Source organism: Arthrobacter sp. ISL-85 (assembly GCF_018613675.1).
Classification (GTDB): domain Bacteria; phylum Actinomycetota; class Actinomycetes; order Actinomycetales; family Micrococcaceae; genus Arthrobacter.
The window spans coordinates 21,507-35,357 of record NZ_JAGGPQ010000030.1; the positions used below are offsets into that span (position 1 = coordinate 21,507).

Annotated in this window: 18 protein-coding genes; 10 read left to right on the plus strand and 8 right to left on the minus strand. The window is 64.9% G+C overall.

The window, feature by feature from the left end:
• The first annotated feature begins 72 nt into the window (after nt 1-72).
• The 4 genes from J7I84_RS20285 (at nt 73) to J7I84_RS20300 (ending at nt 2,461) form a co-directional block, all read left to right on the plus strand.
• Nucleotides 73-849, plus strand: coding sequence for an alpha/beta fold hydrolase (locus tag J7I84_RS20285; protein ID WP_214946324.1), 777 nt, complete (start codon nt 73-75; stop codon nt 847-849).
• 182 nt (nt 850-1,031) lie between these two features.
• A complete protein-coding gene (locus J7I84_RS20290) occupies nt 1,032-1,484 on the plus strand; it encodes a DUF4383 domain-containing protein (protein ID WP_214946325.1) in 453 nt (150 codons plus the stop codon).
• A 135-nt stretch (nt 1,485-1,619) separates the two neighbouring features.
• On the plus strand, nt 1,620-2,003 hold the full coding sequence (locus J7I84_RS20295) for an ester cyclase (RefSeq protein ID WP_214946326.1): 384 nt from the start codon (nt 1,620-1,622) through the stop codon (nt 2,001-2,003).
• A gap of 155 nt (nt 2,004-2,158) precedes the next feature.
• Nucleotides 2,159-2,461 (plus strand): YciI-like protein, encoded by a 303-nt coding sequence (locus J7I84_RS20300; protein ID WP_214946339.1) that lies wholly within the window; start codon nt 2,159-2,161, stop codon nt 2,459-2,461.
• Nucleotides 2,462-2,513: 52 nt separating this feature from the next.
• Here J7I84_RS20300 and J7I84_RS20305 read toward each other — a convergent pair whose 3' ends face one another.
• The 4 genes from J7I84_RS20305 to J7I84_RS20320 all read right to left on the minus strand — a co-directional run bounded on the left by J7I84_RS20305 (nt 2,514) and on the right by J7I84_RS20320 (nt 5,723).
• A complete protein-coding gene (locus J7I84_RS20305) occupies nt 2,514-3,902 on the minus strand; it encodes an amidase (RefSeq protein WP_214946327.1) in 1,389 nt (462 codons plus the stop codon).
• Nucleotides 3,903-3,906: 4 nt separating this feature from the next.
• The gene (locus tag J7I84_RS20310; protein WP_214946328.1) at nt 3,907-4,386 is read right to left on the minus strand and encodes a nucleoside deaminase; all 480 of its coding nucleotides are present in this window, start codon (nt 4,384-4,386) and stop codon (nt 3,907-3,909) included.
• 81 nt (nt 4,387-4,467) lie between these two features.
• Nucleotides 4,468-4,965: an SRPBCC family protein gene (locus J7I84_RS20315; RefSeq protein ID WP_214946329.1), complete on the minus strand. Its 498-nt coding sequence runs from the start codon at nt 4,963-4,965 to the stop codon at nt 4,468-4,470.
• Nucleotides 4,966-4,985: 20 nt separating this feature from the next.
• A complete protein-coding gene (locus tag J7I84_RS20320; protein WP_214946330.1) occupies nt 4,986-5,723 on the minus strand; it encodes a hypothetical protein in 738 nt (245 codons plus the stop codon).
• A gap of 99 nt (nt 5,724-5,822) precedes the next feature.
• Between J7I84_RS20320 and J7I84_RS20325 the strand changes: the two genes are divergently transcribed.
• Nucleotides 5,823-6,494: an HNH endonuclease gene (locus tag J7I84_RS20325; RefSeq protein ID WP_251046882.1), complete on the plus strand. Its 672-nt coding sequence runs from the start codon at nt 5,823-5,825 to the stop codon at nt 6,492-6,494.
• Here the strand turns inward: J7I84_RS20325 and J7I84_RS20330 are convergent.
• Together J7I84_RS20330 and J7I84_RS22105 are read right to left on the minus strand one after the other, a co-directional pair.
• On the minus strand, nt 6,491-7,333 hold the full coding sequence (locus J7I84_RS20330; protein ID WP_311381180.1) for a class I SAM-dependent methyltransferase: 843 nt from the start codon (nt 7,331-7,333) through the stop codon (nt 6,491-6,493). The two genes, J7I84_RS20325 and J7I84_RS20330, sit on opposite strands and share 4 nt — an antisense overlap.
• A gap of 178 nt (nt 7,334-7,511) precedes the next feature.
• A complete protein-coding gene (locus J7I84_RS22105) occupies nt 7,512-8,024 on the minus strand; it encodes a hypothetical protein (protein ID WP_396020094.1) in 513 nt (170 codons plus the stop codon).
• A 62-nt stretch (nt 8,025-8,086) separates the two neighbouring features.
• On the opposite strand from J7I84_RS22105, the gene J7I84_RS22110 reads away from it, so the two are divergent.
• Nucleotides 8,087-8,434, plus strand: coding sequence for a hypothetical protein (locus tag J7I84_RS22110; protein WP_396020095.1), 348 nt, complete (start codon nt 8,087-8,089; stop codon nt 8,432-8,434).
• A 202-nt stretch (nt 8,435-8,636) separates the two neighbouring features.
• Entirely contained in the window at nt 8,637-9,440 is an 804-nt protein-coding gene (locus J7I84_RS20345; RefSeq protein ID WP_214946333.1) for an alpha/beta fold hydrolase, read from the plus strand.
• A 54-nt stretch (nt 9,441-9,494) separates the two neighbouring features.
• On the opposite strand, the gene J7I84_RS20350 is transcribed toward J7I84_RS20345, so the two are convergent.
• The gene (locus J7I84_RS20350) at nt 9,495-9,839 is read right to left on the minus strand and encodes a hypothetical protein (protein ID WP_214946334.1); all 345 of its coding nucleotides are present in this window, start codon (nt 9,837-9,839) and stop codon (nt 9,495-9,497) included.
• A 90-nt stretch (nt 9,840-9,929) separates the two neighbouring features.
• Nucleotides 9,930-10,163 carry a hypothetical protein gene (locus J7I84_RS20355; RefSeq protein ID WP_396020096.1) on the minus strand — a complete coding sequence of 78 codons (234 nt, stop codon included), beginning with the start codon at nt 10,161-10,163 and terminating at the stop codon, nt 9,930-9,932.
• A 1,746-nt stretch (nt 10,164-11,909) separates the two neighbouring features.
• Here J7I84_RS20355 and J7I84_RS22115 point away from each other — a divergent pair.
• Genes J7I84_RS22115 through J7I84_RS20365 form a run of 3 tightly spaced genes read left to right on the plus strand, consistent with a single transcriptional unit; the run spans nt 11,910 to nt 13,377 of the window.
• Nucleotides 11,910-12,299, plus strand: coding sequence for an HNH endonuclease (locus J7I84_RS22115; protein WP_396020097.1), 390 nt, complete (start codon nt 11,910-11,912; stop codon nt 12,297-12,299).
• Entirely contained in the window at nt 12,296-12,802 is a 507-nt protein-coding gene (locus J7I84_RS22120; protein WP_214946335.1) for a DUF4236 domain-containing protein, read from the plus strand. The genes J7I84_RS22115 and J7I84_RS22120 overlap by 4 nt, the downstream gene beginning before the upstream one ends.
• Nucleotides 12,803-12,819: 17 nt before the next feature.
• Nucleotides 12,820-13,377: a hypothetical protein gene (locus J7I84_RS20365; RefSeq protein WP_214946336.1), complete on the plus strand. Its 558-nt coding sequence runs from the start codon at nt 12,820-12,822 to the stop codon at nt 13,375-13,377.
• Nucleotides 13,378-13,851: the final 474 nt, after the last annotated feature.

Genomic DNA, 13,851 nt, shown 5'->3' on the forward strand with positions numbered 1-13,851 from the left:
CCAAAACTAAGGCCGCATCGCAGCCGCTTCACTCCCCCTTGTGCACACTCGGTTCGGGCGTAGGGTACTGCCATGGAACCGTATCGGGTCATCCTGCTTCCCGGCTCAGTGCTCCCCGCGGACTTGGCCTATAAGGCCCTGATCGAAGCCCTTGGGCCTGATGTGCAGGCGGTCGCCAAAGAACTCGAGCTCTACAAAACTGCTGAGCCGCCCGCGGGCTGGACCCTGGACACGGAGGTCGACGGTGTCCTCCGCGAAGCCGACGAACGGGGCTGGCAGACATTCCACCTCGTCGGCTATTCGGGTGGCGGCGCCGTCGCACTGGCGTTCGCCGCGAAACACCCCGAAAGGCTGCAAAGCCTGGCCCTGCTGGAGCCCGCCTGGGCGGGCAACTGGGACTGGAGCCCCGCCTACACCCGGCATTGGAACCAGTACGAGCAGCTGGAGGCCCTCCCCGCCGAGCAGTTCATGCCCGCCTTCATGCGCCTGCAGGTGAGGCCCGACGTCGTCCTACCGCCGCAGGAGCCCGGTCCCCCGCCGCCGTGGATGGCCCGGCGGCCCGCCGGTATCAGGGCGTTCCTGCGCAGCTTTAAAGAGTATGACCTGGACAGGGCGCGGCTGGCCGCCTTCAGCGCACCGGTGTTCTTCGCCCTGGGCGGCCTGAGCCATCCGGACGACTACGGGGAGATCGCGGCCCGGCTGTCCAGGGTTTTCTTCCCGGACTTCCACCTGGAGGTGTTTCCGCACCGCCACCACTTCGACCCGCCGCACCGGAGCGAGCCCGGACGGCTGGCCGAGGGGCTCCGGCGGCACTGGGCGTCGGTGGAAGCCAGCACTCCCGCCGCATAGAGGCGCAGGAAAGCCCGACGGCGGCGGGATACATGGTGCGTAATCCTTGCCTTGGTGCGGGCAAAAACCATCCAACGCCGCCCATCCGAATTGCGGTACGGCACGAATAGCTGGTGTAACCCTTTGGGTCGGCCGGCAACACCAGCTGATCCATGAATACACACCGCATTCAGGAGATCACCATGGCAACACACACCAGCACCGGTTTGGCATCCCGCACCAACGTCCAGAAGGCATCGATGGTTGTGGGCGCAGTATTCCTGCTGGTCGGGGTCCTGGGCTTCGTTCCCGGCATCACCGGCAACTACAACCAGCTCGGCTTCGCGGGCCACCACTCCGAGGCCATGCTGCTGGGCCTCTTCCAGGTCTCGGCCCTGCACAACATCGTCCACCTGCTCTTCGGCGCAGCCGGCCTCGCCCTGGCCCGGACCGCCGCGGGCGCCCGCTCCTTCCTCCTCTACGGCGGCATCATCTACTTGGTCCTCTTCGTCTACGGCCTGGTGATCCCGATGGAGTCGGAAGGCAACTTCGTGCCGCTGAACGGCTTCGACAACGTCCTGCACCTGCTGCTCGGCGTCGGGATGGTGGCTTTGGCCCTGGTCCTGACCAGGGGGCACGCCAAGGCACGCGCGTAGGGATTTCTCTGGCGGCAGCCCTCCCCGCCAAAGGGCAATGGCCCCGATCGCAGCATCTGCTGTCATCGGGGCCATTGCTTTGCCCGGCCGGAATGTCCCAAGACAGCAGCGTGCCGTGGCGCGTACCGTGGAGCCATGACCGAGCCGGCCGAGCACCACAAACGCGTCGTTTCCCTGCTGGTCGAAGCCATGAGCCGCGGGGATCTGGCGGCGTTTGACGGTTTGTACACTCCGCGGGCGGCGGTCAAAGCCAAGGCGTGGGTGGAACCGTTCCTGCGGTCTTTTCCGGATGCCGCCATGGAGATTGTCCAGATGGTTTGCGAGGGCGATACCGTGGTGGCCCGGCTGCGCTGCTCGGGCACCCATCTCGGTGCCTGGCGTGGGCATGCCCCGAGCGGCAGGCGGTTCGAGCGGGTGGACGAGGTGTACTTTTTCACGTTCCGCGACGGGCTCATCGACGGTGCCTGGGGTATCGAGGACAACCTCACCCGGTTCCGCCAGCTCGGCATCCTCCACTGACTCCCAAGTGGTAACGGATGACGGCGGCACCCCGCGCAGGTGCACACGTTCCGGGACGCAGGGGTGCGGTTTGGAGTGGCGCAGGTTTCCGGCTGAGTCTCGTTGGGTACGCTGCTTCTACAACGAACGAAACCCCTCGACGAATGGACGGAACCATGCACGCCGTACTCGAATACACCTATGAGGACAACTACCTTGAGACCCGCGAGAAATACCGCGCAGACCACCTGAAGGCGGGGTGGGAAGCAGTCGAACGCGGCGAGCTTCTGCTGGGCGGGGCCGTCGGCGAACCGCCCTTCAAGGGGCTGCTGGTCTTCACCGGCGAGAACGCACTCGAGGCCGCCAAGGCTTTCGCATCCGCAGACCCCTACGTCATCAACGGCGTCGTGACGTCGTGGACCGCCAGCCCGTGGACAACAGTGCTCGGAAAAGAGGCGGCAACGCCCGTACACCCGTAAGTCCCAGCTGGTACGACGACGGCGGAACTTGCCTGCCGTCGTCGTACGTGGCTTACCGGGTGAAGCCCTCCAGCCATTCGGCAAAGTCCAGCGCCAGCCCGTCCGCCCCGGGGCGTGCGACAACCTGGACGGACAGGGGCAGGCCCTCGGATGACATCGCGACGGGCAGCGAAACAACGGGTGCGCCCACCATGGTCACGGCCCTGCATTGCCCCATGATGTCCCAGCCGAAGATGGACCGGCCGTCAATGTCCAGCTTTCCGGACACGTCGCATGCAGGACCGCCGGCGACCGGCAGCAGGACGATGTCAGCGGTATCGAAGACCGCCAGGTCCCGTCTTTTTGCCTTTACGGATTCGGCCATAGCCGCTTCGAGTTCCCGGGCGCCAGCTCGCACGGAGCGATGGATGGCGTCGAGGTTCGCCCGGAGAACCAGGTGCTCACGGCCGGCGACGGCTGCGGCATGGTCAATCATCGGATCAAGGGGTCGCAGCCGGTTATAGGCGGCCAATGATCCTGCAAACAGGTCCGGCACGTGCGTCAAGGTCCGGACCTCCGGCGCGATCTGGTCCGCGAGCAGGGAGATCATCGCGGAGACTTCACGCCGTACCGGCCCCAGCGCCGAGCCGTCACTCCAGGCCACCGCGACGTTATGGGGGTCGGCCCCGCCAGGCGAGGCCTGACCGCGGAACCGCGCCCCCGAAAGCACTGCGAGCGCTGTCCGCAGGTCCCGCACTGAACGTGCGAGCGGGCCGATGACTTGGGTGGCGGCTTGAAGGCGGGCAGCGGGCGGGGCCTGGTTGGCGCCCCCGAACCAGCCTCCCGCTCCGGGAACGATGCCCCGGTCCGGAACGGTGCCCGGGGTGGGCCGCAGGGCGGTGATACCCACGCACTGTGCCGGCCACCGCAGTGACCCGCCGTAGTCGGTGCCCAGCCCGAGTGCCGAGATGCCCGCGGCGACGGCGGCAGCTTCTCCCCCGCTGGAGCCTCCCGCCGTCGCACCGGGAAAGCGCGGGTTGAGCGTCCGGCCCGCGACGGCGCTCTCCGTGACAGCACCGAACGCAAACTCGGGGCAGTTTGTTTTACCCACCACCACGGCGCCCGCGTCCTGCAGGCGGCGGACGCCGGTGGCGGTGAAGGAGGCGATGTTTCCGGCGTACGCCGCACTGCCGCCGGTCAGCTGCAGACCCGCCACGGCGATGACGTCTTTGACGCTGAGCGGAACACCGGCCAGCGGCCCGGGATCCTCCCCGCAGGCCCGACGGCGGTCCACCTCCTCCGCCGCAACAGCAGCCCCGTCCCAGTCCTCCTGGACGAAAGCACACAGAGTGGGGGCTGCAGTGGCCCGCGCTCTTGACTCCGCTATGACATCCTCGGCGGAGGCTTCACCGCTGCGGACTGCGGAGGCGAGCGCGGTGGCGTCCTTGAGCGCAGTTCCCATGAGGCTACTCCGCGATGTCCTCTGCCCACAGCTCCGGACGCTCAGCCTGGAACGTACGCATCATGTCCACGCAGCGCTGGTCATCCAGCAGCACTACCTCAACCCCGCGTGACCGCAAAAGCTCCAGCTCGCCGTCGAACGTGTGGACTTCCCCCACCACCACCCGGGGGATTTTGAACTGGATGATGGTTCCGGCGCACATGGCGCACGGCGCGAGTGTGGTGTAGAGCGTGGTGTCCCGGTAGCTCCTTTGGCGGCCCGCGGCGCGAAGCGCGGACATCTCCCCGTGAGCGATGGGATCGGCGTTCTGAACCCGTTCGTTGTGCCCGCTCGCAATCAGCACGCCGTCCCGGGCGAGCGCTGCCCCAATGGGAATCCCGCCTTCGGCCAGGCCTTTCTGGGCAGCTTCAAATGCGGCTTCGAAGGCGGCTAGGTCGGCGCTGTCCAGTTCCGGCGCATGGGAATGTGGCTGCTCGTGAGTCATGGCGTCATTCTTGCATGGACTGACCCGCCTACCGCAGGGATCCGCACCACCTGGGGAAGGACGGACGACGGCGGCACCCGCCTAAGCGCGCACGTCCCCGTTGGCGTCGAGCGACTCGGCGATCCGCTTGATCGCTGCGAGCGTTTTCGGGATACCGTCGAGGGCCTGCTGGGTGCGCTCGGCAATCTGGGCGTCGGCCTCATCGCCGTATTTCTCCTCGAACATTGCGATCCCCTCGGGCAGGAATTCCCACGATTCGGTTAGCGTCGTCCCGTTGCCTGCCGGCGTCAGGGTGAAGCCCCAACGGACAAAACGGCCGCCCACCAGCCAGGCGAACTCGCGGCCGCGCTCGGCAGCCACCACCTGGGACCGGGTCTCCCACGTCCGCCCCGGGATCTCGTTGCGGCCGGTGAACCAGGCGCCGGGCTGGCCGGCGCTGGCCTCGTCGTCCCACCAGCACGACGTACAGACCGGGCTCCACTCGCCGGTGCGGGTGACGTCGGAGACCAGGTCATAGAGCGCGTCGGCTGAGAACTGGACGGTGACGGATTCCTGGTGTTGGCGGGTGTTTGTCTTCATCGATCCATCCTCTATTGACGTCATTTCTTCTGCCGCCGGCTGCCTCCGTGCCAGTCCTCCTGCTGACCGACGGTGCCGGCTTCGACTCCGAAGGCAGCAAGCTGTGGCTGCTCGCGCAGGCTCCGCTTGAGTTCGGCAAAACCGGGGAACCGTGCCAGCCCCACCACGTGGTCCCACAGCTCTGCGGCCGAATCGTCGTCCGGAAGCCGGCTGATCACCGGACCGAAGAACGCCACCCCGACTGGGGGCTCAAAGTGGATAATGGGCGTGCCCACATCCTTGCCCGTCAATGCCAGCGCCTCATCCGTCTCCTTGCGGATCCCGCGGTCCCAGGACTCGTCGTCGAGAGCCTCCGCAAGTATCAGGGGCAAGCCTGCGTCGGCGAGGATTGGCTCCACGAACTCACCTGTCCCACGCCGCTCACGGACTTCGGCCTCGGTGCGCTGTTCGGCCGGGTCCGGGGCGGTGTCGAAGATGTGTTTACCGAACGCCTCGTACAACCGTCCCATCGACTCGCGGCCATGCTCCGCGCGGGCCCGGGCCGCCACCCGCAGGAGCCGGAGCCCGGCGGTGTGCCCGGCCTCGTACTCCGGCGGGAAATGCGCGTCGTAGTCCACATTAGAGTTGATCAGCCGCAGCGAGATGAACCGCCAGTCCACCGTGTACTCGCGCTGCGCCTGCACCTGCCGCACCCACTTGCTGGTCATCCAGGCGAAGGGGCAGACAGGGTCAAAGTAGAAGTTGATGTCGGCATCCATCCGACCAACCTTGCACCTGGTGGTGACGTACGTCTATTCGACGAGTCAGCAACCCGAGCATGGACGACGGCGGGGCCAGGGCGGGAAGCTCGGCAAAAATTGAGCCAATCCTGGGCCACCTGCCTGCACCTGGCCTATAGCATTCCCTGGGCATCAGCGATCATGGACGCCCGCGAACAAAAAATGGGGGAAGCAATGCAGGAACTCGGCCGTATCTATTGGACCCGGCAGGGGCTTCGGTTGGCGTACTCGGCGGTGCTGATATGGCTTGCCGCCTTGGTGATGACGGCTCTCACGGTCAAGGCACCACCGGTTTCCGGAGCGGGGCCTTCCCTCGCCGCTGCAGTGTTGCTCGGCATGTTCGACCGCGTCGTCTCTGCAGCTGCGCTCCCCCTTGTAATTGCAGTCGTGCTCGGCATCGCCGCAGCCGACATCACCAGGCGGGATGTGCGACGCCGCGACCCAGTCCGCCGCTTCACCCGCCAGCAGCGCCGCGAAGGGATAGCCCGGGCTAACGGCCTGTGCGAGTTGGAAGCCGGCTTCGGTCGTCGCTGTGGCCGCCCGGCGGAGCATGGCGACCACTTTTACCCGTGGTCCAAGGGCGGCTCCACCAGTCTGCAGAACTTCGTTGCCGCGTGCGCCAGGTGCAACCGCGCCAAGCGCGCCAGCATTCCGTCTCCCGGCCAGCAGCGCCGTATGGAACGACGACGGCGGGAGTACCTTCCGCCGTCGTCCTCCATCAGCGTGGGCGAACGTCAGCCGCTGTCCTAAATCGCGGTCTCTACAGCTTTCGTCAGCGTGAAGATTCCGTAGCGCATGGCGCCTGTGCGGTAGGCCAGGATCAGGCGGGGAATGCTGAGGATGGCGCCGCGATTGCGTGCGCCAAGGGCAAGGCGCCGTGTCCCGCGGTCGGTCAGTAACGTTTTCACAAGCCGGCCAGCGCAGATGGGCCACGTGCGGGCAACGCGGCTGCTGACATCCTCATAGCCAGTAACCGCAAAGCCTGCCCCGGTTGCCATGGCCTCATACTCCTCGCGGGTGCCCATGGAGGGCAGGCGCCCTTCGCGACAGATCGGTTCGAGCAGGTGGCGGACCTTCCACCGGCTGGGACCGGTCTCGGCGAGCCATGCACAGACAACGAGTCGGCCGCCGGGCGCCAGAACGCGATGCGCCTCGGCGAAGAACCTAGGCTTGTCCACCATGTGCTCGCTCGACTCAATCGCCCACGCCGCATCCGCCGAGGAGTCAGACAGGTTGTTGGCGAGCCAGTCCCGGACCAGGATGTCCACACCTTGCACGGAATGCGCCGCAGCGTAGTCGGCCTGCTCAGCAGAAAGCGTGAAGCCTGTGACGCGGACCCCGCGGGTCATCGCGAGCCGCCGTGCGGTGGAGCCGTAGCCGCAGCCTATGTCCACGCACTCCTGGCCGGGCATGAGACCCAGCCGGTCGCCGACGGTGTCCACCAGCGCCTCGACCGCTTCGCTGGGAGTCTCCGAGCCCGTGGTCCACAGCCCGTGATGGACATGGTCTCCCCAGACATTGCGATAGATGGGGTCGAGGTCGTCATAGTGGTCCGCCACAGCCTCGGCGTCCTGCGAGATATCGGGCACGATCACGCCATGACACTACAACGGCGCTCCGGCAGGGAGGAAGGGACGGGCGACGGCGGAACGCGTGTCCCTGCGTCGTCCTTCCTCACGCTCCCAACAACAACCAGAGGGTGTGCCAGACCCCTTCTAAAAGCGAGATCGCCCAAGAGTTCCGGGCGACGGCCCGGACCTCTTGGGATTACTTGCCGGAGGCGATGAGCTCGTCTACTTCGGCTATCTCGCGCCCGCTCCAGGTCTCCTTGGTGGCGAGAGCGGCAATCAGGCCGATGAGGCCGCAGCCGATGTAGACGATGGACACACCGCCCCAGCCCCACGCGGCCGCCGTCGCGGTGGCGATCAGCGGGATGAAGCCGGAGAGGGCTGCGGAGAACTGGTACCCGATGGAAGCCCCGGAGGTCCTGCGAGCCGGCCAGCATGTCGTGCAGAACCGGGAGGTCAATGATGTAGACGAGGACCACCAGTAACGGCATTGCGGTGTTGACCAGCAGGAACATGGGGAAGCCGAAGAGGATGATTCCGGCGCAGTCCGCATGCCCTCATGCTCCTCGAGGAGGACGGGCTGATCAGGGCGCGGCGCGGCGTCGGACGCTTCGTCTCGGACACGCTCCCCCGCATCGGCATCGAACGCATCCGCCCGTTCGAGGAGGTCCTCGCCGGCCCCGGCCAGACGCTCGAGGTCAAACGCACCCATACCATCCGCCAGGCCGCGTCAGAATTCGTCGCCCCCGGCATCGGCGTCGAGCCCGGCACCGAATGCTGGCTCCGGAATCCGTCCTCATCCGGGACGGCGAGGCCATCGCCCAGCTGCAGGAAAACGTCACCGCCCAGCCCGTCAGCTTCGGCAAGGGCGCCGCCGCGCCCCTGGAGATCAAGGACGACGGCGGCAGCACCCTGCTTGCCACGCTCAACACCCAGCTGGGCCGGTTGGCCCGGGCGAGTGCCAGATCAACCTCAGCCAGGTGGGCCCCGGCCGGGCGAAGCTGCTGGACCTGCGTCCGACGGACCCGGTCCTCGTACTCACGCAGTACGTCCGGCACGGCAACCGGCCCTTCTACCTGGCCAAGTGCCTCATCGCCGCCCGGGCCGGGCACCTCTCGGTGATGCAGCAGTTCCAGTCCTGAAAGCAGCCCGAACCTGTGGCGCCGCGCACCCCACTGCCTTGCACGCGTTCGCCCGGCCGCGCGACCAGCATTAGTCCAGCGTTGCCCGGCGTCAGGCTGCGGAACCGGCTAAGGCGAGCGCCGCCGTCGCGCCTTCAAAATGGCCAGCAGCTTCCCCACCTGCACCGGCGTATGGTTCTTGCATGGAACCGATTCGGGTCATCCTGCTTCCCGGTTCAGTGCTCCCCGCGGAGCTTGCCTATGGGCGCCTGATTGAGGCGCTGGGTCCGGGCGTGCATGCCGTTGCCAAGGAGCTGGAGCTGTACAAGGGCGATGACGTGCCCCCGAGGTGGAGCCTGGACACCGAGGTAGGCGGAGTCCTGAGGGAAGCTGACGCGCTGGGCTGGGAGACCTTCCATCTCCTGGGCTATTCCGGCGGCGGCGCGGCGGCCCTGGCGTTGGCTGCCAGGCACCCGGAACGGCTGCAGAGCCTGGCCCTGCTGGAGCCGGCGTGGGCAGGGAACTGGGATTGGAGCCCCGCCTACGCGGAACATTGGAAGAAATTCGGGGAGCTGGACGACCTCCCGCCGGAGCAGTACATGCCGGCGTTCATGCGGCTGCAGGTCAGGGCCGACGTCGTCCTGCCGCCGCCTGAGGCAGGTCCCCCACCGCCGTGGATGGCCAAGCGGCCGGCCGGAATCAACGCCTTCATGCAGACCTTCAAGGACTACCACCTGGACAGGTCCCGGCTTGCCGCCTTCAGCAAGCCGGTGTTCTTCGCCCTCGGCGGCCTCAGCCATCCGGATGATTTTGGCGAGGTGGCGGCCCGGCTGGCCCGGGTGTTCTTTCCCGACTTCCACCTGGAGGTCTTCCCCGGGCGCCACCACTTCGACCCGCCGCACCGGACGGAGCCCGGGCGGCTGGCGGAGGCGCTGCGCCGGCACTGGGCCTCCGCCGAGGGACGGCCCGAGGGGCAACGGCTGGCGTCCGGATCCCAGAGCGTTTAGACCCGGGTGCCCGCGGCGTATGCCGCAAGCTCCGCTTTGTTTGCCGCTGCTGGTTCAGTGTGCGGTGCCCGGCGGCGGGGCCTGCCGAACGCCTTTGGTGTGTGCCCTCTTCCGCAGCACGATCCTGGCGGTCACGGCTGCGATGAGGCCGGCGAGGGTTACCAGCTGCACCTCGTCGAAGGACAGGCCGTCGATGTTCGGCTGGAGCTCCTCCCCCGTCGCCCAGCCGAACCAGACTTCACTGACCAGAATGCCCGCCACGAAGTACCCGGCCGCCGCATAGAGCCACAGCCAGCGTGACACGCCCCTGCCCACGATCCAGTGGGCCACCAGGCCGAAGGCCAATGACATGGCCACGAGCAGTCCCAGTCCGGCGATTCCCAAGTCCCAGCGATCCACGGCCCGCCACTTCCCTGCTTCCCGTGGTCCTGCCGCCAGTCTCGCGAAGCGTGCTCCCGAGGTGTAGAGGCCATGGTCCCGCCATCCGGATCAGGCGAGTGAACCTGCTTCGGCGAGTGCCATCGTCGTGGTATCGACAGGCTCAACCACAGAGAAGTGCCCCAGCAGCGTCTCCACCAGGTGCGGGGCAAAGTCCTCTTCAAGCGAGAGCACCACGCGGCAGCGCGCGCCCTTCACCTCCGGGTACCCCGCGTACAGTCCGTGCACGTCGCACACGGTCTGCCCGCGGCCGGGCCCGTCGGAGGTGTCGACGGCGGCGCGCACCACGGGTGCCAGGGCGGCGAAACCGCGAGGCCGTTGTGAAGGTCCTATACGCCGGCAGCTTCACCGTTCTGGCGAGGTCGAGCCGAGCGTCGCTAGGGAGGCTGTTCCTACGGGACCGACATCACCGGCGTGGTGACGGAGCTGACCGACAGCCCGTGGTCAACGGCGCTGGGAAACGCAGCGGCCACACCAGTTCACCCGCAAGCCCCTAAATCCCGCCCCGAAGCCATTGGCTAATCCGGTTGATCAGAACCTGACTGGCTTTGGCATTCACCACCGCACAATCGGGAGCCCGACGCTGCCTGAAGGACCCACGATGAACCGCTCGATGCGCCTCCTTCCAGCGTCCGCCACCGGCCTTGCTTCATTTAAAATCCGGCGCCGAAGGAGATGATCGTAGGGTCAACTTTTTTATGGGTTGAAGGATCAACTTCAGCAAACATAGCAGCTATTATCGTGGTCTTTGGGGCACCATGAAGGCCCAGATCATCGGTGACTCAAAGCCCGGCTGCAGTTGGGCATGGCATGCCGGGTTGCCTTTGATTTTCCGAATATCCCCGATCGGAGTATAAACCTGCGCCTCTACATTGAACACCCTTATGTCAATAGGGTCGCTACATGTCAGGTCCATGGGAGCCTTTGAGTTATTCGTCACCACCGAATTGACTATGATGTATTTCCCTCCGGCTTGAGCTGCTACGTCTTCATATGATTCAAATCCGCTACCCGACCGATAGCCGGAGGTATTAAGCGTTACCGTTGGAGAGGCCGTCACCGAGGTGACTTTTATTCCGATTCCCCCGTTTACTGACATATCGCCTATCCGCGGAGTCGTGGCCGTCGGAGTAGGTGTTGGAGTACGTGTCGGGGTAGGCGTGGGTTTGTCTGCCCGCGCTGCTGTCGAAGCGGCGGTCGGCGAAGCTGAAGACGAGGAAACAACAGGGGCCGCAGAGGGCGACGTTGTCGAGACGGCAGGCCCGCCCCCGCAGGCAGACAGACTCAGACCAAGCAGGGCCACCAGACCCAGGGGTGATAAGGACCTTTTGTATTTCATTGTTGGAGACCCCCAATATCGTTCAAGTTACGCGTGAGCCGCAAGGTGCATGAATCATCTCAGCTGCCCTAACACCGAAGACCGTATTGATATAGAACTGACCAATTTCTGCGGGAATCTTGACGGCAATACCTGGGGCAGTGTGGAGGCAACGCTAAATGGTTGAGGTCCCATGGCGTCGTTGTTACACGCTGCTTCACCAAGGAACGTGATCATAAGTGCGTTGTCCCGTGAATCTTCCGATGCGGAAATTGTGCAAAAACTGAGCCAAATCTAGGGCAGAATCCCGCGGGTAACCTATGCGATTCGCTGGATATCCCAGGCCTGTAGGCTTTTGGGCGAACTGAAAATGGGGGTTTAATGCCGGAACTCGGCCGCATCTATTGGACCCGACGAGGGCTTGATTTGGCGTACTCGGTGGAGCTGATGTGGCCCGCCGCCGCAGTTATGACAGTTGTCCTGACAAAGAAGACACCAGCTATCGAAGCGGTCCCATCCTCCGCCGTTGACGGGTCGCGGGGCTCGATAAATGGCCTTATCGCAGCGGTCGTGTTTCCCGTCATGGCGGCCGTGGTGTTGGTCGTGACCGCCGCGGTCATTGCTAGCCGGGATTTCCGGCGGCCCGACCCGGTAAGCGCTTTACCCGGCAGCAGCGCAGCGAGGGAATTGCTCGGGCCGGCGGCCTGTGCGAGCTGGAAACCGGGCTAAGACGGCGCTGCCGACGTCCCGCTGAAAGTTGCGACCACTTTTACCCTTGGTCCAAGGGCGGGTCGACCAGCCTGCAGATTTTCGTCGCGGCCTGCGCTAGATGCAACCACGCCAAGTGGGCAAGGATACCGTCACCGGGCCTGCAACCTCGGATACAACGACGACGAGTGGAGTACTTGGCGACGGAGTCTTCTGTCAGTGTGGGCGAGCGCGAGCCACCGCCCCGATGGAGTTCCGCCGCGTTGACGGGCGCCAAGGTCTTCGGAGGAGCAGAAAAACTCCCTGACGAAACTGGCAGGTCCCTCAATCAATGCAGAAATGGGCTCAGACCAAGATTCGATGATGATGTGAGGGGAAAAGATTGGCACGCATGAGCTTTAGGGTCGCTCCAGGTGTACGCGTCAGTGCTTCTAGCCGCGGAATCAGGACCAGCATCGGTAACAGCAGGGCCCGTGTGTCGTTTGGAGCTGGCGGAACCTATACATCCGCGAAGATGGGAGGTGTTCGCATCCAGAATTGGTCAGGAGCTGGCGGCCTCCAGCCAAGCTTGGCTGGACTTAGTCGTGCCGATAAGGACGCTGCGGTCAGGGAACTGGCGCGGCTTGAAAGAGCCCTCGTCACCCTCCACCATGAGCCTGTTCCCGCAGCTGCGCCTTACCACGTTCCACTGCCTGCCCCTGCAGACAGAGAGAAGATCAGGCTAAATAGGGAGAAGGAACTCCTGGCCAACATCAACTTCTTCAAATTCACACAACGCAAGGCTGCGAAGGACCTCGCCCGGCGGTACGCAACGGCCGAAGCGGCGCGCATGGACGCGAGTCAGCCAAACAACACTATGCTCAGTCCCGGGAAGCGGAGGCGCAGTGGCGGCTGCTGAACGAGCACGCCCCAGCGGTGGTGATCAGTGCCTTAGAAGCGGCCTACGCAGACAACATATCCGATGCCACCTGCGTTGACGTGGGAGTTGAGGGCAGCATTCGCTATGCGACGGTCGTCATCTTGTTCGGGGCTGCAGACCTGATTCCTGATCGGATGCCCTGGCTCACACCTGCCGGAAACCTCACGGTCAAGAAACGGTCCAAGACCGAGCGGAATGCGCTCTTTGTCGCCGCACTCGGATCAACTGTCTTGGCAACTGTGAAAGAGGGACTAGCCGCTGGACCAAGCGTGGACGAATTTCGAGTCGTAGTTCTTCGCAAGGACCCTGGGGCACTCAAGCCGGCAGACTTCGTTGCGCCCATCTACATCGCACGCTTCCGCCGTGCAGCAATGGCAGGCCCTTGGACGACTAGGGAGCCAGTGGCAAGCCTCCTGACGGCAGAGGGAGCGATGCTCACGCGCAGGGGCGCCATCGGCGACGTCCTGCCCTTGGATCTAAGCGACCACCCAGAAACGGCAGACCTCGTGGAGACCTTCAGGCCACTGGTTCTCGGCAAGTATCTCGACACGTAACGTTAGTAAGGCCCAAGCTGCGGTCCGGGCCGTGGGACTCTCTCGGTGATGCATCACTTACAGGCCTAAGGCTCTCACCCCGAACCCTCAAATAGATGTCGAGATACGCTACTTGCAACGCTTTAAGATGTCGCATCTGGAGCAAGAAACTCTGAATAGAGTGAAGAAGTCAGGCGGCCGCTCTGGAACCAGCGGGCTTGGCGCCCAGGATTTCGACTTGGTTCAGCAGCGTTCCACCAAAGGCGGGGCGAAGTCCTCCTCCAGCTTCTGTACCACGCGGCAGCTAGCCATTTACGTGGCTCTTCACGGTTCGTGGTGAATGTTCTGCCGTGATGGGTGTTCATGCCGCTGTTCTGGCGGCACTGCGCAACAGAATACGCGTTTTGTAGTTGCGTGCGTTGGTGAATCCCCGGCCAGTCCTTTTGATGGCTCTTCACGGTTCGTGGTGAATGTTCTGCCGTGATGGGTGTTCAT